Below are 20,065 nucleotides of genomic sequence, written 5' to 3'. Positions count from 1 at the left end.
GCAGGCTGGCACGTGTTAGTCGGCTTATTCAGTGAACCCGGGTTCATCGGCCCGTTTACCTTGCCCATTTGGTTGCTGGCCAGCTTCTGAAAGACTTTCTAACTCGATGGCCGGAGAGAAGGCGACCGTGAGCAGACGACCAGCTTCTTAGAACCTCTGGTCATAGCGACATACAGATTTCGGGCGTCCATATCGTCGGCGTAAAGAACCACCGCAACCTCGGCTTCTAAGCCCTTCAACAGCAGCGTGCTGCCGACAGAGCGCTTGGCCAAAGGGCGTCCCACGAGGCGGTTTTGTTCTCTGACGCGCACAGCAGCATCTGCGAACGTATTGCCAGGGGAGCCGTCACATTGGCTCAATGCCCGGAAGACGGCACGGAGAACCCCCGTACGATATGTCCTGACGCCGGACGCAGAGCTAATCGCGGAGAACAGATTTGCAGCCCCTTTGGCGTCAGGCGCAGCTTGAAATGCGATTGCCGCGCTCTCAACAGCGGAGGGTCCAGTTCTCGCTGTCCCGCGCGCCAAAACGGCGACACGGTTTAGTATGTCGGTTTCGCCTACGTTCGTCATCAAGCTGCTCGCGAACTTGAGAACTTGCTGGAGAGCATTGTCTGGAGTTTCAAAGTCAAGCTGACGTGCGAAGCTAACAAGATCTCGAAGGTCGACTGCTTCGACGGTGATTGCACCAGGAGTTTGGCTTGCGATGCGCTGATGATTTGCGGGGCGGTTGTCCCCCAAGATGATAACTTTGGCCTGTGCGTCCGGTGCGGGTGTTCGCGCTGCTTCGCGTCGCTTTGCCTCGTCGTCGGCTCCATCAAGATGAACCCATTGGAGTTCCTTCGGAGCAGCCCCTAAATCAAAAGCGTTGCCAGTTTGAAGTTCGGTCCGAACCTCAAGTAGCCACCGTCCAAAATCTTCGGTACCGGCATTCTTCCACCGCCAAGGCGTCTTCAGTTCCCCCGCGATCGGGAAGCGAGCGCAAACGGCATGCCAATCAGGCGGCTCGTTTCCTCTCCAACCGAATATGGCCTGCAATGGATCGCCCAGCAGCACGGTGGGAACCAAATCTGCCGCGTGGCAGATCAGGTCGTGTTGCTGAAGGGTGCAATCCTGATACTCGTCAACGATGAGTTTGGCATAGCTCGCAGTGAGAACATCTCGAATGTGACTGCCAGCAAGAAGGCGGTGCGCAGCGGCGCGGATCGCCGGATAATCGGCGCCAGGTGAAGAAATCTCAAGAACAGATGCGGCTAGTTGGCTACGCATAGGGAAGGACGAAACGAGACGGATCGCCCAACCGTCAATCGTCGACAGCCGATAAGCTGACGCGGGGACGCGCGCTAGGTCCAGGCGCCCCCGAAGAGCGGCCACGCCCGCATTTGTATGTGTCAGAACAAGGATCGGCTTTAAGCCTGAATGGCGCCTTAAGGCATCCGCAATTAACTCAGTCTTGCCGCAGCCCGCTGGTGCGGTGATCGTCGAACTTGCAAGCGGCAGTAGATCAATCTCAACCGCCACGTTTGACCCATTCCCATAGAGCTTTGACCGTTCTGCCAAATTGATCGTTCCAATTGTGATGACAGGGCAGAACAATGTCGGACGTCAGTTCTTCCATATATCCGAGGGATTTAAACCAACCGCCTTTTCTGGCTTTCTTTCCATCCGTCCCTGCAGATTGACCTAGAAGTGTTCGCGTAGCTGTCGAATACGCGCCTGCCGCTCGTTCGGCCTCGATTTGAGCAAGGCTTACCTTCCCTCCAGATTTGGATGTGATATTCGCGTCGATCGTCCCTTTTCCATGAAGTTCAATCGCTCGATTAATCAGTGCTTCCACCGTATCGTCCGGTAAGAGCCGAAACAGCGCGTCCTCAAGCGCGAGATCGCCCTCCCAACGGATTACGGAGCCGCCTGAGCTTACGAACGGCTCTTCCGAGGCCGCTTCGACCAGAACATCGCTGTCCATGAAAACTGCAGCCCGATAGCCTAGGCTTTGGAAAACTAGTGCACGCTTGATCAACTCAGCCGGAGAGCTACCACCTCCATCAACCAAGGCCACGCCATAGGCGCTGACACCCATCAAGTCCTTGTCCGTAAGATATCGGCTAAGCCCTCTCACGAAACCGACTTCGCTCGCTCCTTCGCAAACCAGCACGGATGGCGCGAGGAATGCCTCAGGATACTTTCGAATGGTTCCCTGCATGTCATCAGACACGCCGACGCTCGTGACAAAATGCCCAGTCGCGGTTTTCCTGACTACGAAAAGTTGATCCCCGGCAAACTCCTTTAGCGCCGCAGGTGAGTGGGTTGTTACGAAAGCTTGCTGTCTGGGGGGCCTGTCTTTCGCACCAAGCAGACCGATCAAGCGAATGATACGATGTGGCTCAAGGCCATGCTCGAGTTCGTCGAGCAGAATGATCCCGGTTTTCGATGCAACTTCTCTCTGCAGCGCCACGACCAACAGTCTTGTCGAACCAATACCAAGACCTGACAGAGGCACTCCGTCTCCGTCATGGAGAGCAATTGAACCGCCAACAAATGACACTGCCTGAAGGTCGAGCAAGGCTTTTGCCCCGGCACCAAGGTCTATGCCGACCCCTGTCGCGGCGCTCTGGACGATATCGAGTGTTTTGCGAAGCTGGATATCCGCTTGATCACCGAACGCTGCACGGGTGTCTCGTGCGACCGTGGCCAAGGCCGCCGAGACGTCAATCGTCTCGTCCGCAAGGCGATGAAGAACGGATCCTCGCCGCCATGCGAGATGCAAATCGCCATAGTTGCCAATACGCGTCGGTGCAAGCTTCTGCCGGTCACCCCAGGTCAGATTTCGGGTTGCACCTGCGGCCCTGGAGCGATCTGAGTGCAACGCCCATTGCGGATCGAGGTCCGCGCCAACAGTCATCACAAGCGTTACCACAGTTTCCAGACCGCTATCAGGCTCGTCCTCCACCTCACCCGTCGAACTATTAAACCCCCTTAAAAACTGACCGTAAATGTCGAGGCTCTTGGTGCTGTCGTCCAGATCGCCGATAGTCAGCGAAACGGTGATTGGTTCGGATGTATCTAGGGCATGAAAGTCGGCATCGCAAAACGTCACCGAGCGTCTGGCGCCAAGGCAGAGATCTATTGCTTCCAAAATTGAAGACTTGCCACTGTCACCCGGCCCGATCAGGCAATTGACCCCCTGTGCAGGTAACCACTTCAGTTCCCTAATGGCCCGAAAACGGGAAATCTCGACGACGCGAATTTTTGCCATGGCGAAGTTTGTCGCACCTCTTGCTTGTGTCTGACACGCCTAATCTCGCTCAAACACGAACTCGAAAAACTCGCCGATCGTTCAGGCGTTATCGGCCGAAGAGGACGCACCCTTTTGCGTGGCCTCAAAATCCCTAAAGCACCTGCAGGACAGTGTACCAATGCTTTCAAACGCAGAACACATTGACGTATGGTGGCCCGTCGTGCTTCACAACAGAAAGAAAAGTACAGCTTTTTGGGGCAGCATGGCGAAGCATCACAAACCTCACCTTATCACCGCTTCTTTTCATTATCTTATCAAGACTATACGGAATGATGCCGATTTGGCCAATCCGATCGAGCGGCCGTTCAGCGATCAAGAATTTCAGCGTATTGTTTCTAGGGTCTCTAACACCGCTCCATTAGACGAAAACAATGATGCCGTTGTCGCCCAGATAAAATCTGGGTACGATCTGCCGTTTAGGCATCACGAGATCGTTGATGGTCACATTCATTTTGGAGAATTCGAAGGTGCCTACTACGGGCAAGAATATCGAAACAATAAGCTTGGAGTGATATCCGCTGATAGTTTAAACCTGCGGAAATTTCACTATTTAGTCACGCGTCTCCGTGATGGGAAAATTCTTATCGGCGTCAGTTACAATGGCCAATACGGCGACTATGAGGGCATACGATCCTGCTTCACTCACCTGCTTAGGTGTAACGAGACCGTGACGTCTCGAACAATAAAAAACGTGTCTGATGAAATTGGAAATGGTGAGCCGGTCGAGGTCAAACTCACATTCAGGAAATCCTCCGATCGACCAGAACGTCCAAGCCTGTTCGGTCGGTCAGGCGTGATCGCAATCAAAGCTGCCGAATACGGCGACGGATTTCGCGAAGAGGTTGTTAGAATGGCCCGCAAAGCCAAGGGGGCATTGGCCGATCGTAAGCGATCTATCGCAAGCTTGGTAAACGATAGCGACATGATGGAACTGGATGATGATGACATCATTGCATGCACTGCGGTTGTTCGGGAGAACGGCAGGACGCGCACGGTATACTTTCTCGGAGACAATAGTTTTGCCACTAAATACCCATTGACGGCAGAGATAAATTCCAGCGGAAACGCAAATAGAAGCCAGGTTATGGCAGAGATGGTTAGAATTATGAGGCACAAAATAACTCCTATACTAACAGCATAAAATTTCCAATGATAAATATCATACGGTCAAATTACAATACATACCTTAATCCTGCGACAGACAAGATTGAAGGTCATACAATCAGGCTTTTGGCGTTTTTTATCACATCAATATTTATCGCGGTATTTTCTAGTAACTCTTCGAATGAAATATATGGAATGATGACTACGGGGCTTACAATTTTGACCGGATTTACATTTACGGCGCTTTTTTCGGACCATTCTTTAGCCGACGTTGGGTTAGACAAACCGAGAGACGAGACAGACATTGCGGAACTGAAACGGCTTGAAAAATTAGCCGATAATTTTCAAGCACGGTGCACATACTTCATTACACTGTCCATCATTGATGTGTGTATCCTAATATCAATTAGCCTAAAATTCTCGTCTACGTCATGGCTCAAGAAGATTTGGGACATAGTGGGGCAAATTAATGTAACACACCCATCGATGTCGTATTGGTGTCAAAATCTTATTGAGATATTTTTTGTAGCCATCTATACGATTGTGTTTTTTATGTTTCTTGAATGTCTTTATACGTTCTACCGTCTGTCAGAGACCATCATCGCCATTGTGAATACTCGTCGCTCTTACATGAAACCTAAGCCCTGAAGAGCTCAGGTTGCGGGTTCATGCACACTGTTTCAGTTCGGGCATCCCCCACTCATTTAGCGCCGTGCGTCGACCCCAAATCACTTTGCATATGCCCACGGGTCAAATACTGCTCGGCATATCGCTGCAAGGGAAATCCGCGACGGCGAGGCGCCCTCCTGGATATCGTTGATGTAGCAGGCGTCGCCTTTAAGCGTTACAAAGGACAAGCACTTCCGCATCGCGAGCAACCGGGCCGGGTTCGGCCGGCAACACATGTCCGATTTTCCGACCTAGAATGCGCGACGTCTAATTCGTCCTGTCTTGCTCCCAGCCGCTGCAAATTGATCACGTGAGCCGCTACTCGCGCCGCATCTATGGCTTCGAGAGTTGACGCGATTGTTGGTACTCCTCCCGTGTGCTCCTCTCGCGTCACAGCTGCAATAATGTGAGCAGCCCCCTCCAGCCCCAGAAGAGTAGCTCCGATTGCGGCGGACACATGATCATGGCCTACGGCTAGATCAGTCGGGATAGGGCCAAGTGGCATCACTGGACATCCCGCCTGCAACATTTGACGGGCCAATGACTTAATGGCCTGGGGGGCAGCATGCCCCGGTCCCTCGATTATCACCGAGCAACCTTCCGCGAGCAATTCCGCCGCAAGTTCAGCTTGCATGCGGAACTCCATCCGTTGAGCGCGATCATCTGCGTCAAGAACCGTAGCTGAACGAAAGGTAGCGCCAATGCTTATCGCAACGCCAACTCGCTTTGCCAGCGATATCAAGTCAGGAAGGATAGCAAGATAAGCGTTTTCTTCCGAGGCTCCCGCGAGCAAGTCCCGGATGACGAGGCCCCCTCCTCGTGATGTCCAAGGCAAACCGCGATCTTGCCGCGCGACCGCAACGATTGCCTTTGTGGCTGTTGGGTGAATGGTGATCATCCCAACTCCACCCTCCACTTGCTCCACAGCCCTGGCGAGCAACGCCTGTCGATCAAGTCGCGCATTCTCAGAATGCGCTGTATAAATCGGCAGCGTGGCCGCAGGCAGGCCAGCCTCGACAATTCGACGCCAAAGTGATTTACGAGACCACCTGATGCTCAAATCGGCCACCACGTCGGGTCGATGCGAATGGGCAGCTAAGCGAGATACCTTCTCGGTCTCTAGCCCTTCATCCCGGCGGCTGGTTGTCCCCACAAGTGCCATAACTCGGACAGGCTCGGCACCTCCAACAACGACCGCGCCATTGGGCCCTGGAATTGTGGCTAGTGAGGCCATGGTGGCATATCAGAGAGCAGGCATTTCACCACATCAGCCTCGTTTAGGTTCAAGGCCATCGCTTTGGCTACATAGCCGGGTGCGCGTTTCTCGAGATCATCGGCGATCTGAGGATCACCGAGAAGCGAAAGCGCTGAGCCAGTGTTAGAAAGAGGGATGGGGATAATGCAGCAGCCTAGCTCCTTAGCAAGCTCTACTTCGGCCTTCGTTCCCATGCCACCGTCAAACGCTAACACCGAATGAGCCTTTCGAAGCAGTGAGCTGCGCCACTCCTTTAGGAGTGGTAGGAGGCGAGGATCACTAGAAAACTTTGGATTGGACGAGTAGGGGTTTGGAAAGAAACGCAGCCGCTCGTTGAGATCGACCTGTTGATCCACGCAAGCTGTTTGAAACGCAGAAAGCAAATCTCGGCTAATGCCTGCAGACTGACCATCAAGCAAGATTGTGCGAGATTGTCTCGGATCGGCTAGCAACTTGCCGACATCTGATGCGAGTGGATTGCTGCTAGTGTGCGATCCTGTCACGTAAACCGTCGGTCCGCGTGAACGCCGCGCTATCCTCTCAACAGCCTGCTCTATGGCAGCGTAGTCAGGCAGCAGCACGCACTTTATCCCAATGCGGGCCAAGTCCGCTTTCCAAAGCTCTTGCCGACCTGCCTTCTCTAGATCTGCTGCGTCATGTGCGGCTGTTAGCATGAAATGCATGTGACTGGAACGCTGTGAAAGCCGGCGCGCTTCGAGAAGAACCGTTCGGATGTTTGGATCGCCGTAACCATACCCAACAAACAAGAAACTCTTGCTCAGAAGATTGGATTGCAGGCGTGCCACTGTCGCAGGACGCCGATAGGCATAGTCCTCAAAGTCCTCTGAAGCGATGACAAATTCTGCGGGGTCCGAGACGCCAAAAGACCCGTGAGGTTTGATCACATCAGTCGTGCCGGGCTCAGCGAGCTCAACCATGTCGCTTTCCCGAACACGTACTCGATACCGAAGACTTGCCTGCGCGAGTGCTGTCTCGACGAGCTGGTCATAGTTAGTTGTCCAGATCGTGCCTACATTGCTGCGTGCAATCTGGTGATGATAGATGTTCGGTCTTGCAGCGCCGCCAAGCGACTGCCGAAGGTGCTGTATAATCGGGCCTCTGTTGCCGCTGGTCTTGTTGATGGAATATTGCGCAATCGCCGGTAGGTCATCATCAGCGGTGACTGTGACCCCAAGCTCTTTGCCAAGTGGTTTCAACAGGTCCACCCAACCCGATAGGTTGGAGGCGCGAGACGTTCCTGCTCCTACAAACCAAGCCGCATTTCCATGAAATGCCGCACGTGAGAAACTATCGACGACATTTTCTAGCTCAACGGACATTAAGCGGCGCTACCTCTGCTCCAGACTTACGTACGGTATCGATTAAGACCGGGGTGAACAACTGACTGCGGCGACAGGAAGCAAAGTAGGGCGGGGTCGCGCCGCCCCCCGACGTATATTGCAGAGAATGCAGCCGTAACGGCACTACTGCAGGGCAAGCGACCCTCTATGAGCAGCGTCATCGGCGGTTGCACTTAGAGCCAAAGGTGCCGCACTTCCTAGCGCACTCCGAAGCAAGGTCTCCACGGAGCAGGCGGACTTGGTGATAGCATCGTACAAGTGACCCGCCTGCAGGCCAGTTAAACGCCGTCTCAACGACTTACAAAATTCCTTGCGTAACGACCTTACAGGTACTTATATCTGGTACCTCAATGGTACCTTGCAACGTTAATAGTCGTTCAAAAACAGTAGCCTAGTGAGATGGTCGTCGTTTCCCTCTCCCGCTACCATCGCTCCCCCCGAACGGAGACGCGGTGGCTCAGGCCCTGGTCGACCATGTTGGACAGATATCCATCGATCAGGATCGACGGCTGCTCACCCGCCTTTGGCGGGTAGACCGTCACTGTGGTCACGACGTCGCGGACGATCTTCTTGGCCTCTTCAGAGACGAAACCGTTGTCGCCGATCGCCGCGGCGAGCGCTTCGAGATCTCTGATATAGCGGGTGACCAGCGCCGGCTTCAGCGTAACGACCTTGGGCGGCTGCGGCGTCACCGCGAGCTCGCCCTCGAGGCGCTGGCGCTCAGCGCGCAGCTCGGGCAGGCGCTGCTCGGCCTCGGCTTCGGAGATCATACCTTTGACGTAGGCGTTCAGCACCCGGCCATATTCGCGCTTGGCAGCGTCAAGCCGTTGCGCTGCCTTTTCGCGCGAGGCGCCCTGCCCCGAATAGAGCTTTTGATGCTCATCATTGTAGGCGGCGACATAGTGGTCGATCAGCGCCTTGTCGTTCAGCCTGGCGCGCAAACCGTCCAGCACCGTCGCCTCGATATGATCGACGGCATAGGGCCGCGTGTTGGTGCACGAGCGCGATTCCTTGGCGCGCGTGCAGACGATGCGGGTCAGCCGTCCCATCTTGTCCTTCACCGACATGCCCGAGCCGCAGGCGCCACAGCGAAGCAGACCTGAAAGCAGCCGCGTGTTCTTGCGCTGCGGCGTCTCGCAACGATTGCGCGGCTTGCGGTTGTTGACCGCGGCGAACAGCTCGGCCGGCACGATGCGCAGATGCTCGGCGGCATGCTCCTGCCACTCGGACTTCGGATTGACGCGCGACTGGCGCCGGCCGCTATCCGGATCCTTGACCATGTGGACACGGTTCCAGACGATGCGGCCGTCATAGATGGCATTCTGCAGAATGCCGTAGCCTCGCTTTGGGTTGCCGTTGATAGTCCCACCCGACCAGTAGCGACCGCGCGGCGGGGCAATGTTGTCATCGTTCAACCCGCCGGCGATGTCGCGCGGCGTTCGGCCGGCCGCATACTCCTCGAAGATGCGCAGCACGATCGCCGCTTCTTCCGGCAAGATCGACAGTTCGCCAAGCTTTCCCGGCACCGGCGCATAGCCATAGGCCTTGCCGCCGGCGCTGCGGCCGTCGCGCACCACGCCGGCCATGCCGCGCCGCACCTTCTGCGCAAGATCCTGTAGATATAGCGCGCCGACCAGGCCGCGGATGCCGATCTGCACGATGTCTGCCCGGCCGTCATGCACGGCGCGGATTTCGATGCCGAGATGGGTGAGCCGCTTGTAGATGCCGGCGAGGTCTTCCTGGTCGCGCGACAGGCGGTCAAGCGCCTCGACGATGGGGACGTCGAACAGGCCGTCGCGCGCGGCGTCCATCATCGACAGCACGCCGTCGCGGCCCATGATCGAGGCGCCGGAGCGGGCGCGGTCGTGAAAGACGGTGGCGACGGTCAGCTGCTGCTTGGCGGCATAGTCCGAGCAGAGCGCTACCTGGTCCTCAATCGACCTGTCGGTCTGCAGGTCGCTTGAATAGCGGGCATAGAGTGCCGCTCGTTTCATGGGTGTTCTCCTGGCGGCGCTCATAAGCGTCGCGCGCCGCCTGACGCGCAAGGGCCTCGACGAGGCGCGCCAGCGCCGCGGGCAGCGAGGAACCGCCGCCACAAGAGACGAGGAACCGCCGCCACAAGAGACGAGGCGGCCTTCGAGGTCGAGCGCGAGTTCACGTGCTTCATCGCCGAGACTGATAAGTACCGGTGCTGATGCCGCGACGGTTTTACAATCCCGCCGTAACCCGTTGATATCATACAAGCGACTTTCCGCCTGTTTTACAGGCAAGTCCTTGGAATCGGGTCGAAAGGGCTAGCTTCCCAAGCTGAACGCCTATCTGCCCTCAGTTTGAATTGGAAACTCGATTCTGCTATGAACCGGCAATGACCAAGACCTACTGGAAGACCATTGCAAAGCGCGCCTGGCGGGAAAGTCTCGCATCGGTCAGATGGAACAATTGGGAGCGCATTCTAGTTACTCTGGCTCCGCTTTTCGCTGTGTTTTTTGCCACTTGGTATTTCCTTGGCGATATGTCCGGAGCGCTAGTAAAGCTTGTGGCGGCCGTAGGTATGACAACGGTGCTGGCGGCGATTTTCTTTGTGTCGAAACTTCTTACTGTGCCCGCGAAACTGCAGGCCGAAGTTGAAGAGAGATTGAGCGCGACGACGAAGGCCGTTGATAAGGATGCTGCTCAAAAGGACCTAATCGCCAATCGCGTTGAAATCGTCCGGCAATTTGCCGGACTGTACGTCCTAAGCCACGACGGCATAACTTCTCGTATGATGGCAGGACTAGAGCTTCCTCCTGCCAAGTGGCTAAACACAGAATTGGCTAATGCAGGCCACAACTGGCGAGTTCGCAACATCTCCGGCTCCAATTTTGAGATGGTCGAAGATTGATTGCCGCTAACACTGGCCTCGGTCTTTGATAGACCATGGCCTGGGGGTTCTGGTTTCAACTTTTGTCCATTTTCGTGCGAATTCGGCCTGACGAACAATCGAAACTGTCGTTGATCAGAATGGCCTTTTCACTGGCCTGTCACGCCGGCATTCTAACCGCCCCGCTCTGACACAGCCTAGTGCGGGCTAAACGGACAACCTATCAATGAGGCGAACAATCACTTCGTCGTCTACTTTCTTCTTCCGGGCTCCTAACGGTAATGATTCAAAATGTGTCGCCGCCCGTCTGCGGCCCGCCGTTTCGCCCGAAATCAGGGAACGATATCGGCCCCCATGTATTAGAAATCAATGGACACTATGGAACCCCACGGCCACGGGATGGCGGCCGATATTTTGACGTCAGAAGTTGCCAACGCCAGGCAGCGCATTCACCGGACCGAGCTCGCGCTTCAACGCACTGAAGAAATGCTGGCCGAGAATCTCGCGATGTGCAGAAGAATACAGGCCGCGCAACGGCGCGTGGTAGAGGCGAGATCGCGGCTGACGAAGATCGATCCCTGCAGCGCTGACAGAGTTCGCACGGGTCACGCAGCGGTCCCTCCGGGCTGACTGCCACGACAGGACTGCCTGATCATCTCGACTTGGACCGCAGACCAGAACGCGCTTTCTAGTTGCCTGACTTTTCTGCCGAGCGATAGGCGTTGACGAGCCGCTCGACACGTTCCCGCGTCACGGTCTTCCACTGGTCGGAAGGTTTGTCTTTGCCTTTTGCGGGCAGGTCTGCCGACTGAACCAGGTCCGGAGATTGAGCAGGTCGACTGAGCAGCATCATCGGACGATCTCGTCCCGGCCTTCCGGCCAGCCCTTTGCGAGCGTAAGGTCGGACATCGGAACGAAAGTCGGCTCCGCGAATTCTACTGCGAGATAATTGGAATCGTCGCCCATGAGGCTCGCGACCCTCCACCTTGAAACTGCGAGATACGGCGACGTATTTCGCGCAGCAAGGCTCGCGCAGCTGAGGCGGGAAATGGTGAGGCATATCCAGCGCACAGACGCCTCGGCTCAAAAAGTCGAGCAAGCGCTGGCTAGGTTGGCCGAAGCAAACGCACCCATGGACCGGCTCGCGCGGCATCAGTAGGGCCACGCTCATGTCCGCCTCCGCATCGGCACGATGTTGAGACGGCCGCGCACATAACTGATTTGCTCGAGACCTGATCGACATGGTTGGCACCGATCGTGCATCGCTGCTGCAAGAAGCCAGGATTCTGAAGGCGCATGGAGGTCTTACTTCCTGACCGAGTCCTGCCAGCCGAATGGTATTGGAACATTCGGGGGGGAAGCAGCAAAACGGGCTCTCGCTACCATAAACGTAATTTAGACCCGCCCCTTGGCGGGTTTTTCATTTCCGTCGCCGAGTTGGGTGCGCGCGGTTTCGCGGCTGACGCCGCGTGCAATTGCCGCCGCAGCATCCTCCCGTTTGACCAACCGGATGGACGCGCCGAGATGATGTCCTTCATTCCACGCTTCGCTGGTCGGAGAAAACCCGAACGGGCACGAGGCGTGCTATTCGCTGTGGCGGTGAGCCTGACAACGTCGCTGTCGGCCACGGCGGAGCAGGTTTCCTCGGTGGATCTCGAACTGGTTCTTTGTGTCGATGTATCGTCTTCAACGAGCGAGACGGAACAACGGCTGCAGCGGGAGGGATATGTCAACGCACTGCTCGATGCCGAAGTGTTGCAGTCCATTAGAATCCGGCCGGCGTGGTAATGCCCATATCGGTCTCCTTCGACCAATATGAATCATAGGCCGTCCATCAAAGGAATCCTGAATCCCTTAATTCGCGACTGACTTTTAGCCCGGTGGCGGGGCAGCCACAGGGTGGACATTTCAGCCCACATCGAAAATGATCATGTTGCCATGCACAACACTGCAGTGCTCTGATCTCGACGAGAAGCCTGAGCGTAGAAGCGGATCAACCGACCTCCGGTCCAGCGAGCGAGGACGCAAATGGACACCCCAGAGAATGGGCAATTGCATCGCGACGCGGGCGGGCGACCCCGTCGATCGGCCGGCTGGCTTGCCCGCGCCGCCATGTCGACGGCATTCCTGCTCGGCATGGCTTTCAGCAGCACTGCGTTTGCGCAGGACCAGCAGCTTCCCGCGGTGACGGCGGCCAAGCCGGTGGTCCGTGAAATCGTCGAGGACGACGAGTTCGTCGGGCGCTTCGAAGCCGTCGACCAGGTCGCCATCCGTTCGCGCGTCAGCGGCTATCTGGACAAGGTCAGCTTCCAGGACGGCGCACTGGTCAACAAGGGCGACCTGCTCTTCACCATCGACCAGCGTCCGTACCAGGCGGCTTATGATGCCGCCAAATCGCAAGTGGACGTCGCCAAGAGTCTGCTCGAATTCTCCAAGATGCAGCTGGATCGCGCCGACGAACTCGCCAAGACCGGCAATATCTCAACCGCGACGGTCGACGACCGCCGGCGGGAATACCTTTCGGCGCAGGCGCAGATGCAGGGCGCGACGGCTGCGCTGACGACGGCCAGCCTGAACATGGAATTCACCGAGATCAAGGCGCCCTTGTCCGGCCGCATCGACCGCCGGCTGGTGTCGGTCGGCAACCTCGTGCAGCCGGATTCCACCTTGCTGACGACCATCGTTACGCGCGATCCGATCGACTTCTATTTCGACGTCGATGAGCGCCTGTATTTCAGCTACGCCCGCGACGCGAAGGAGCGTGGCGGCAGCATGCAGGAAGGCGCCGGCGGGCTCGAGGTGGTGGTTCGCGTCGCCGACCGCGCGGAGGCGGTATTCAAAGGCAAGCTCGATTTTGCCGAGAACCGGATCGACAACGCGACCGGCACCATGCGGGTGCGTGCAAGTTTTCCCAACGCCGACGGCATTCTCCAGCCAGGCATGTTTGGGCGCATCAACGTGCCGGGGTCGCTGCCGCATAGCGGCGTGCTGGTGCCCGACAAGGCGATCGGCGCCGATCAGGATCGCCGCATCGTGTTCCTGGTGGATGAGGCCGGGATGGTGTCGGCCAAGCCTGTGCGCACCGGCCCGCTTCTCGACGGCTACCGGGTGATCCGCGCGGGCCTGACCGGCGACGAGACGATCATCGTCAACGGGCTGATGCACGCCAGGCCCGGCACCAAGGTGAAGGTCGAGATGGTGACGTTGCCGCCCAAGGCCGAGACCGCCGAGTTGCAGCAATGAGGTTCGCACATTTCTTCGTCGACCGTCCGATCTTCGCATCGGTCGTTTCGATCGTCCTGCTGATCCTCGGCGGGATTGCTTATACCCAGCTCCCGGTCGCGCAATATCCCGAGATCGCGCCGCCGACCATCGTCGTTCGCGCGCAGTATCCGGGCGCCGACGCCGAGACGGTCGCAGCGACGGTGGCAACGCCGATCGAGCAGGAGATCAACGGCGTCGAGGGCATGCTCTACATGTCGTCCTATTCATCGGGCGACGGGGCGATGGCGCTGACCATCACCTTCAAGCTGGGCACCGATCTCGACCAGGCGCAGGTGCTGGTGCAGAACCGCGTGTCGGTCGCCGAGCCGCGCCTGCCCGAAGAAGTCCGCCGCCTCGGCATCACCACCACCAAGACCTCGCCCGACCTGATGATGGTCGTGCACATGCTGTCGCCCGACAATACCTACGACCAGCTCTACGTCTCGAACTACGCCCGCTCGCGGGTGCGCGACATACTGCTCAGACTCGACGGCGTCGGCGACCTCATCATCTTCGGCGAACGCGAATATTCGCTGCGCATCTGGCTCGATCCGGAAAAACTGTCCGCCCTGGGGATGACCTCGGGCGATGTGGTGCAGGCGCTGCGCGACCAGAACGTCCAGGTGTCGGGTGGCTCGATCGGCGCGCCGCCGACCAGCACCGGCACGGCGTTCCAGTACACGGTCACCACGCAAGGCCGCTTCAACGACGCACGCGACTTCCGATACGTGATCGTCAAATCGACCGACGACGGCCGTCTGATCTCGCTGCAGGACGTGGCGCGCATCGAGCTCGGCGCCAAGGATTACGTCACCAACTCCTATCTCAACGGCAAACCGGCCGTGGCGCTCGCCATCTTCCAGCGGCCGAGCACCAATGCGCTCGCCGCAGCCGCGGAGATCCAGGACAAGATGAAGGAGCTTTCCCGCGACTTCCCGAAGGGGTTGAGCTACGACATCGTCTACAATCCGACCGAGTTCGTCGCCGAGTCGATCCAGGAGGTATACAAGACAATCCTCGAGGCGATGCTGCTGGTCATCATCGTCATCATCGTCTTCCTGCAATCGTGGCGCATGGCGATCGTGCCGATCGTGGCGATCCCCGTGTCGCTGATCGGCACGCTGGCGGTGCTTTACGCCGCCGGCTTCTCGCTCAACATGCTGACGCTGTTCGGCCTCGTTCTGGCGATCGGCATCGTCGTCGACGATGCGATCGTCGTGGTCGAGAACGTCGAGCGCAATATCGCCAGAGGGCTGGCGCCCAATCCGGCGTCGCACCTGACCATGGACGAAGTCGGAACGGCGGTCATCGCGATCTCGCTGGTGCTGATAGCCGTGTTCGTACCGACAGCCTTCATCCCCGGCATTTCTGGGCAGTTCTACCTGCAGTTTGCGATCACCATCGCGGTGTCGACGGCGATCTCGGCATTCAATTCGCTGACGCTTTCGCCGGCGCTGGCGGCACTGCTGTTCAAGCCGCATCACGCTGCGGCGGCGCCGCCGCGCTTTTTCCTGGCGCGGTTCGGACGGGCGCTCGCCGACGGCTTCAATCGCGGCTTCGACAGGGTCGCCCACTGGTATTCGAGCATCATCCGCGTGCTAGTCGGGTCGTGGATAACGATCGCCGCCATGCTGACCGTTTTCGCGGCCCTCATCTACGCCACGGTCTACATGGTGCAGGCGGTGCCGCGCGGTTTCATTCCGTCGCTCGACCAGGGCTATGCGATCGTCGTCGTCCAGTTGCCGGACGGCGCCTCGCTGTCGAGGACCGATGCGGTCATCCAGCAGGCGTCGCAGATCATCCAGAAAACGCCAGGCGTCGACTACGCAGTCGCCTTCGCCGGCTTCTCCGGCGCGACCTTCACCAACGCCAGCAACGCGGGCGTGATCTTCGCCAGGTTCAAGCCGTTTGACGAGCGACTGAAAGCCGGCCAGTCGGCGACCCAGGTCATCGGCAATCTGTTCGGCAGCCTGCAAAGCATCAAGGAAGCCTTCATTATCGCACTGCCGCCGCCGCCGATCCGCGGCGTCGGCAATGCCGGCGGCTTCAAGCTGCAGATCCAGGAGCGCAACAGCGCCGACATGCGGCAGATCCTGGCGCTTGCCAACGAAATCGCCGGCATGGCCAACAAGACGCCGGGGCTGACGGGCGTGTTCACCACGTTCTCCGCGTCGAGCCCGCAATTCTTCCTGGCGATCGATCGCGACAAGGCGCGCATCCTGAACGTGCCGATCCCCAACATCTTCGAGACGCTGTCGATCAATTTGGGCACCGCCTACGTCAACGACTTCAACGCTTTCGGGCGCGTCTACCAGGTGCGGGCGCAGGCCGACCAGGCGTTCCGCCTCGATCGCGCCGACATCTTGAAACTGAAGGTGCGCTCGGCGACCGGCGCGCTGGTTCCGCTCGGCACGTTGATCGAGATCCGCGACGTCACCGGCCCGGCGCTGGTCCAGCGCTACAACATGTACGTCTCGGTGCCGCTGCAGGGCAACGCCGCGCCCGGCGTTTCCACGGGCGACGCGCTGGCATTGATGGAAGGGATCACGGCAAAGACGCTGCCGGCCGGTACCTCCTATGAATGGACCGAGCTCGCCTATCAGGAGCGCAACACCGGCAATGCCGCTGTCTATATCTTCGGACTGTCGGTGCTGTTCGTGTTCCTGGCGCTGGCGGCGCAATATGAAAGCTGGGTGCTGCCGTTCGCCATTGTGCTGGTGGTGCCGCTCGGCGTGCTCGCGGCGTTGCTCGGCGTGTCTTTCCGAGGGCTGGACAACAACATCCTCGTGCAGATCGGCCTCATCGTGCTGATAGGGCTTGCCGCCAAGAACGCGATCCTGATCGTCGAATTCGCGCGCCAGGCGCAGGAACGCGGCCTGTCGGCCGCCGAGGCTGCCGTCGAAGCCTGCCGGCTCAGGCTGCGGCCGATCCTGATGACCGCTTTCTCGTTCATCCTCGGCGTCGTGCCGCTGATGATCGCAACGGGCCCGGGCGCAGAAATGCGCCAGTCGCTGGGCACCGCGGTGTTCTCCGGCATGCTCGGCGTCACCTTCGTCGGCCTGTTCCTGACGCCGGTGTTCTACGTCACGCTCAGGTCGCTGTTTTCACGGCGCAAGCCCCGTGCCGAGGCCGAGCCTTCGGGGCCGGCAGAGGCGCCATCGGAGACGGCCGCCGAGTAGGGTTACGAATTCGCCGCGTCGGGCGCGGCTTATCACTCCAGAAAATCGGCGGCGCGGTAACGGCCACGATCTGCGCGACAACCGCGACCTCCGGAGTCCTCGCTTGCGATGTCTGCTTTCAGGACGCGGCGAAGCTGATCTCTATGACCGAAATCAGGCGCGAAGCTGCCTTTCAACACCGGACCAAAGCGCTGGATTTTGATTCGTTTAAGATATCTGGCACGACCGAAGAGATTAGACTGCTGACCCCCGAATTTGATTCCCAGCAGACGGCTCTACTCAACCGCAGCAACGAAGCCTGAACTGGTAAATTATAGGGTCTGGGGAAAGGCGGTAGCGCTCTCCCGCTACCATCGCTCCCCCCGAACGGAGACGAGGTGGCCAAGGCCTTGGTCGACCATGTTTGACAGGTATCCATCAATCAGGATCGACGGCTGCTCGCCTGCCTTCGGCGGGTAGACTGTCACGGTCGACACGACGTCGCGGACGATCTTCTTGGCTTCTTCCGAGACGAAGCCATTCTCTCCGATCGCGGCGGCGAGCGCTTCCAGATCGCGGATGTAGCGGGCGACAAGCGCCGGCTTCAGCGTCACGACCTTCGGCGGCTGCGGCAGCACGGCGAGCTCGGCCTCGAGGTGCTGGCGCTCCTCGCGTAGCACTGGCAAGCGCTGCTCGGCTTCGGCTTCCGAAATCATGCCTTTGACATAGGCGTTCAGCACGCGGTCGTATTCGCGCCTGGCGGCGTCGAGCCGCTGGGCGGCCTTTTCGCGAGGCGCCCTGCCCCGAATAGAGCTTTTGATGCTCGTCATTGTAGGCAGCGACATAGTGGTCGATCAGCGCCTTGTCGTTCAACCTGGCGCGCAACCCGTCGATGACCGTCGCTTCGATATGATCGAGCGCATAGGGCCTGACATTGGTGCATGAGCGCGATTCCTTGGCGCGCGTGCACATGATGCGCGTCAGGCGACCCATCCTGTCCTTGACCGACATGCCCGACCCGCAGGCGCCGCAGCGCAGCGGGGTGTGCCAGCGCAAGTGCCTCACGTCGGCGATTTCCTGCCTCGATTCTCCTCTGAGGAAATGCTAAATTAGTCATTGCTTGGGCAAAGAGAGGGAGTCTTTATGCGTGCATTTGCAATTTTTCTGTTAGGCGGCGCTTTGACTAGTTTTGTGTGTGCGTCCGCATGGGCCGGCAAGCTGCCGAAGGACGCGGTCGAATTAACCGCAGCCGAGGTCAAGGCGATATATTCAGGCAAGACCGGTATTTATGACGTCTCTAGCATTTACTATGCATCTGACGGCACAACCAAAGGAATCTTTGGCAAACCTAAGGTAACGGCAACTTTTAAGGGCACTTGGAGCGTAAGTGGTAATGAGATGTGCGCCAAGAATAAGCCAAAGGGGGATCCAAAAATCTACAGGGACTGCAACAAATTTTGGCGTTCTGGAAAAAGGATATATGACCTTTGGTCTGTCCACTATGATGGATCAAAGCCGGATCTAAAGAGCGGGTATGTTACCACTACCGTTAAGAAGCTTAAGGACGGAGATTTAGTGGCGAAAAAATACGCTGCTGCAGGCGGGGAGTGACAAAAGCGACAGGAACACGCAAGGAAAAAGCCCGCCGCCGTGAGGCGGCGGCTTAGCAGTTCCGTCTGGGTGCCGGTTCAGTGGCGCCCAGCGGGCCCTTCAAGGAACTCCATGAAGTTTTCCACCGCTCTGTCCGCTGGCGTTGACCGGGAGTTGCAAGCACTGAGAATGGCGGCGGCGATTTTCAGCATATCGGTGCGACTTCCAACAATCTTTGATACCACGGCATTTTCTGTGCCGCCGTCATAAGTCGAGCGCTGCAGGACATGCAGCGTCAGCCTGAGATTGTCGCCCATAAATTGGAGTGGGCCGGCACCAGTGACGAACGTGTCAGAGACGCAGAACGGTTCGACGGTCGGGACGGCGCTCATGATGCCGCCTTTCTGGCCTTGGCGTCGGCCATCGCGTTGTCGATACACGCTCCAGCCGCTTCGTTCAGACGTTCGGCGAGGTCGCGGGCGATCATGGCCAGCGCGCTTATTTGGTCCGCCAAAGCGACCCTCTTCCCGTCGCGCTCGAACTCCTGTTCCATGGTCTGGCCATAGAGCACTTCGAGCAAGTGGTGCAGGTTCCCAGTATCGAATTGCAGGTCGTCGAGGTCATCTGAAGGCGCGGTCATGAGGCGGCGCCCCCGAGGGTTTCGTAGTAGGCGTTCTTAACCTTCCGCGTCATCTGCTCTGCAATGGTGGCAATGAAGAAAAGGCGCTCCCCCTCGCTTGGGTCAGAACGAAATTCCCGTCAGGTACTGTGGAAAAGACCTCCAGCATGGTCAGCAAGACGTCGGCCACGTTGTCCGCGTCACAGATCAGCGGCTCCAGATCGGCGAAGGTCATCTTCTCCTTGGCGGCGCTCATTTTGGGCAGAATCTGAACTTGGAGTTGGCCAGCAGTTCTGTAGCCGAAAGTGGAGTTGCGGCTCCGTGGCTCGGAAGGTCAGAGCCAGACCTTCAAGCGCCCCGCGAGCATCGGCATGAACTATGCCCCGAACCGGACTTATCCCAAAAGTCCGAAATGCCTGCTCTCGAGCCAAATCTGGCGATCCGCTTCCTGGCACAAGTGTGCGGCTGTCGATCCGTTGCGTCATTCGATCCTGTACGCAACGCCGGATCAAAGCGCTCTCCTCTGCAGTTGTTGTTTGGGATCCCGGGCTCGTGCCTTGTTGCCGAAACGGATTCCGGCGTAGGGCGAGGCCCCCGCAAAGCCGACATTGACGTCGCGGCAGACGTTCGTCGTCTGCGGGTCAGACTTTTCGTTTCGGGAACTGCGCGATTGCGCCAACTTCGGACGTTCAGCTTCCCTACTGCTACGGCAGGTGTAATCCTGGTTAGAAGCCTCAGCGCACCGTTCACGTCGAGAGGTGAGCGCATCAGGATAGCGACTGGACCCTTGGCTAGGAACTCTCCGTCGTTCACATGTCGAGACCAGAGAAAGACGATGAACTCCGCAGACTAAATCGCAGACTAATTTCTCTCTCTAGTCTGCGATGT

The 20,065-nt window shown here is 58.1% G+C and carries 18 protein-coding genes and 1 pseudogene; 7 read left to right on the top strand and 12 right to left on the bottom strand.

All coding sequences use genetic code 11. The features are described from left to right. Window positions 1-98: 98 nt before the first annotated feature. Together NKI50_RS03615 and NKI50_RS03610 are read right to left on the bottom strand one after the other, a co-directional pair. The gene (locus NKI50_RS03615) at window positions 99-1,559 is read right to left on the bottom strand and encodes a UvrD-helicase domain-containing protein (protein ID WP_352715418.1); all 1,461 of its coding nucleotides are present in this window, start codon (window positions 1,557-1,559) and stop codon (window positions 99-101) included. Next, window positions 1,510-3,255 carry an ATP-dependent nuclease gene (locus tag NKI50_RS03610; protein ID WP_352715415.1) on the bottom strand — a complete coding sequence of 582 codons (1,746 nt, stop codon included), beginning with the start codon at window positions 3,253-3,255 and terminating at the stop codon, window positions 1,510-1,512. Before NKI50_RS03610 ends, NKI50_RS03615 begins: the two co-directional genes overlap by 50 nt. Before the next feature lie 160 nt (window positions 3,256-3,415). Between NKI50_RS03610 and NKI50_RS03605 the strand changes: the two genes are divergently transcribed. After that, on the top strand, window positions 3,416-4,438 hold the full coding sequence (locus tag NKI50_RS03605; RefSeq protein ID WP_352715412.1) for a hypothetical protein: 1,023 nt from the start codon (window positions 3,416-3,418) through the stop codon (window positions 4,436-4,438). Between the two features lie 807 nt (window positions 4,439-5,245). On the opposite strand, the gene NKI50_RS03600 is transcribed toward NKI50_RS03605, so the two are convergent. The 3 genes from NKI50_RS03600 to NKI50_RS03590 all read right to left on the bottom strand — a co-directional run bounded on the left by NKI50_RS03600 (window position 5,246) and on the right by NKI50_RS03590 (window position 9,680). Then, a complete protein-coding gene (locus NKI50_RS03600) occupies window positions 5,246-6,304 on the bottom strand; it encodes a phosphomethylpyrimidine synthase ThiC (RefSeq protein ID WP_352715410.1) in 1,059 nt (352 codons plus the stop codon). After that, window positions 6,292-7,665 carry an SIR2 family protein gene (locus tag NKI50_RS03595; RefSeq protein ID WP_352715407.1) on the bottom strand — a complete coding sequence of 458 codons (1,374 nt, stop codon included), beginning with the start codon at window positions 7,663-7,665 and terminating at the stop codon, window positions 6,292-6,294. Before NKI50_RS03595 ends, NKI50_RS03600 begins: the two co-directional genes overlap by 13 nt. A gap of 443 nt (window positions 7,666-8,108) precedes the next feature. After that, entirely contained in the window at window positions 8,109-9,680 is a 1,572-nt protein-coding gene (locus tag NKI50_RS03590; protein WP_352642751.1) for a recombinase family protein, read from the bottom strand. Window positions 9,681-10,051: 371 nt separating this feature from the next. Here NKI50_RS03590 and NKI50_RS03585 point away from each other — a divergent pair, with 371 nt between their 5' ends. Further along, the gene (locus NKI50_RS03585) at window positions 10,052-10,567 is read left to right on the top strand and encodes a hypothetical protein (RefSeq protein WP_023719281.1); all 516 of its coding nucleotides are present in this window, start codon (window positions 10,052-10,054) and stop codon (window positions 10,565-10,567) included. Window positions 10,568-10,966: 399 nt separating this feature from the next. On the opposite strand, the gene NKI50_RS03580 is transcribed toward NKI50_RS03585, so the two are convergent. Next, on the bottom strand, window positions 10,967-11,155 hold the full coding sequence (locus NKI50_RS03580) for a hypothetical protein (protein ID WP_352482032.1): 189 nt from the start codon (window positions 11,153-11,155) through the stop codon (window positions 10,967-10,969). Window positions 11,156-11,234: 79 nt separating this feature from the next. After that, complete coding sequence (locus tag NKI50_RS03575) at window positions 11,235-11,399, bottom strand: hypothetical protein (protein WP_023719283.1); 165 nt, start codon at window positions 11,397-11,399, stop codon at window positions 11,235-11,237. A gap of 443 nt (window positions 11,400-11,842) precedes the next feature. On the opposite strand from NKI50_RS03575, the gene NKI50_RS03570 reads away from it, so the two are divergent. The 4 genes from NKI50_RS03570 (at window position 11,843) to NKI50_RS03555 (ending at window position 17,291) form a co-directional block, all read left to right on the top strand. Beyond that, a complete protein-coding gene (locus tag NKI50_RS03570; protein WP_352642748.1) occupies window positions 11,843-12,334 on the top strand; it encodes a DUF1194 domain-containing protein in 492 nt (163 codons plus the stop codon). A gap of 324 nt (window positions 12,335-12,658) precedes the next feature. Then, window positions 12,659-13,789: an efflux RND transporter periplasmic adaptor subunit gene (locus NKI50_RS03565; RefSeq protein WP_352482102.1), complete on the top strand. Its 1,131-nt coding sequence runs from the start codon at window positions 12,659-12,661 to the stop codon at window positions 13,787-13,789. Beyond that, window positions 13,786-16,989, top strand: a complete 3,204-nt coding sequence (locus NKI50_RS03560; RefSeq protein ID WP_352591652.1) for an efflux RND transporter permease subunit — start codon at window positions 13,786-13,788, stop codon at window positions 16,987-16,989. Before NKI50_RS03565 ends, NKI50_RS03560 begins: the two co-directional genes overlap by 4 nt. Window positions 16,990-17,132: 143 nt before the next feature. Continuing rightward, window positions 17,133-17,291, top strand: coding sequence for a hypothetical protein (locus NKI50_RS03555; protein WP_352482029.1), 159 nt, complete (start codon window positions 17,133-17,135; stop codon window positions 17,289-17,291). Window positions 17,292-17,336: 45 nt separating this feature from the next. On the opposite strand, the gene NKI50_RS03550 is transcribed toward NKI50_RS03555, so the two are convergent. Together NKI50_RS03550 and NKI50_RS03545 are read right to left on the bottom strand one after the other, a co-directional pair. Next, complete coding sequence (locus NKI50_RS03550; RefSeq protein WP_023719289.1) at window positions 17,337-17,798, bottom strand: hypothetical protein; 462 nt, start codon at window positions 17,796-17,798, stop codon at window positions 17,337-17,339. A 61-nt stretch (window positions 17,799-17,859) separates the two neighbouring features. Then, window positions 17,860-18,033: pseudogene (locus NKI50_RS03545) on the bottom strand (recombinase zinc ribbon domain-containing protein); the annotation flags it as partial. A 78-nt stretch (window positions 18,034-18,111) separates the two neighbouring features. Between NKI50_RS03545 and NKI50_RS03540 the strand changes: the two are divergent. Further along, window positions 18,112-18,579 (top strand): DUF995 domain-containing protein, encoded by a 468-nt coding sequence (locus NKI50_RS03540; RefSeq protein WP_156948081.1) that lies wholly within the window; start codon window positions 18,112-18,114, stop codon window positions 18,577-18,579. A 77-nt stretch (window positions 18,580-18,656) separates the two neighbouring features. Here the strand turns inward: NKI50_RS03540 and NKI50_RS03535 are convergent, their stop codons facing one another. Genes NKI50_RS03535 through NKI50_RS03525 form a run of 3 tightly spaced genes read right to left on the bottom strand, consistent with a single transcriptional unit; the run spans window position 18,657 to window position 19,433 of the window. Next, the gene (locus tag NKI50_RS03535; protein ID WP_352482028.1) at window positions 18,657-18,950 is read right to left on the bottom strand and encodes a hypothetical protein; all 294 of its coding nucleotides are present in this window, start codon (window positions 18,948-18,950) and stop codon (window positions 18,657-18,659) included. Next, window positions 18,947-19,198 (bottom strand): hypothetical protein, encoded by a 252-nt coding sequence (locus NKI50_RS03530; RefSeq protein ID WP_352482027.1) that lies wholly within the window; start codon window positions 19,196-19,198, stop codon window positions 18,947-18,949. Before NKI50_RS03530 ends, NKI50_RS03535 begins: the two co-directional genes overlap by 4 nt. A gap of 49 nt (window positions 19,199-19,247) precedes the next feature. After that, window positions 19,248-19,433 carry a hypothetical protein gene (locus NKI50_RS03525; RefSeq protein ID WP_023720306.1) on the bottom strand — a complete coding sequence of 62 codons (186 nt, stop codon included), beginning with the start codon at window positions 19,431-19,433 and terminating at the stop codon, window positions 19,248-19,250. Between the last annotated feature and the right edge of the window lie 632 nt (window positions 19,434-20,065).

It is taken from the genome of Mesorhizobium sp. M0563 (assembly GCF_040321065.1).
Lineage (GTDB): Bacteria > Pseudomonadota > Alphaproteobacteria > Rhizobiales > Rhizobiaceae > Mesorhizobium.
Note: the sequence above shows the minus strand (reverse complement) of the source record. Positions and strands in the feature narration are given on the sequence as shown.

Coding starts and splice junctions, on each gene's coding strand:
- NKI50_RS03610 (WP_352715415.1), bottom strand. CDS start 3,255: ATGGCAAAAATTCGCGTCGTCGAGATTTCCCGTTTTCGGGCCATTAGG.
- NKI50_RS03605 (WP_352715412.1), top strand. CDS start 3,416: ATGCTTTCAAACGCAGAACACATTGACGTATGGTGGCCCGTCGTGCTT.
- NKI50_RS03600 (WP_352715410.1), bottom strand. CDS start 6,304: ATGGCCTCACTAGCCACAATTCCAGGGCCCAATGGCGCGGTCGTTGTT.
- NKI50_RS03595 (WP_352715407.1), bottom strand. CDS start 7,665: ATGTCCGTTGAGCTAGAAAATGTCGTCGATAGTTTCTCACGTGCGGCA.
- NKI50_RS03590 (WP_352642751.1), bottom strand. CDS start 9,680: ATGAAACGAGCGGCACTCTATGCCCGCTATTCAAGCGACCTGCAGACC.
- NKI50_RS03585 (WP_023719281.1), top strand. CDS start 10,052: ATGACCAAGACCTACTGGAAGACCATTGCAAAGCGCGCCTGGCGGGAA.
- NKI50_RS03575 (WP_023719283.1), bottom strand. CDS start 11,399: ATGATGCTGCTCAGTCGACCTGCTCAATCTCCGGACCTGGTTCAGTCG.
- NKI50_RS03570 (WP_352642748.1), top strand. CDS start 11,843: ATGGAGGTCTTACTTCCTGACCGAGTCCTGCCAGCCGAATGGTATTGG.
- NKI50_RS03565 (WP_352482102.1), top strand. CDS start 12,659: ATGTCGACGGCATTCCTGCTCGGCATGGCTTTCAGCAGCACTGCGTTT.
- NKI50_RS03560 (WP_352591652.1), top strand. CDS start 13,786: ATGAGGTTCGCACATTTCTTCGTCGACCGTCCGATCTTCGCATCGGTC.
- NKI50_RS03555 (WP_352482029.1), top strand. CDS start 17,133: ATGACCGAAATCAGGCGCGAAGCTGCCTTTCAACACCGGACCAAAGCG.
- NKI50_RS03550 (WP_023719289.1), bottom strand. CDS start 17,798: ATGACGAGCATCAAAAGCTCTATTCGGGGCAGGGCGCCTCGCGAAAAG.
- NKI50_RS03540 (WP_156948081.1), top strand. CDS start 18,112: ATGCGTGCATTTGCAATTTTTCTGTTAGGCGGCGCTTTGACTAGTTTT.
- NKI50_RS03535 (WP_352482028.1), bottom strand. CDS start 18,950: ATGAGCGCCGTCCCGACCGTCGAACCGTTCTGCGTCTCTGACACGTTC.
- NKI50_RS03530 (WP_352482027.1), bottom strand. CDS start 19,198: ATGACCGCGCCTTCAGATGACCTCGACGACCTGCAATTCGATACTGGG.
- NKI50_RS03525 (WP_023720306.1), bottom strand. CDS start 19,433: ATGAGCGCCGCCAAGGAGAAGATGACCTTCGCCGATCTGGAGCCGCTG.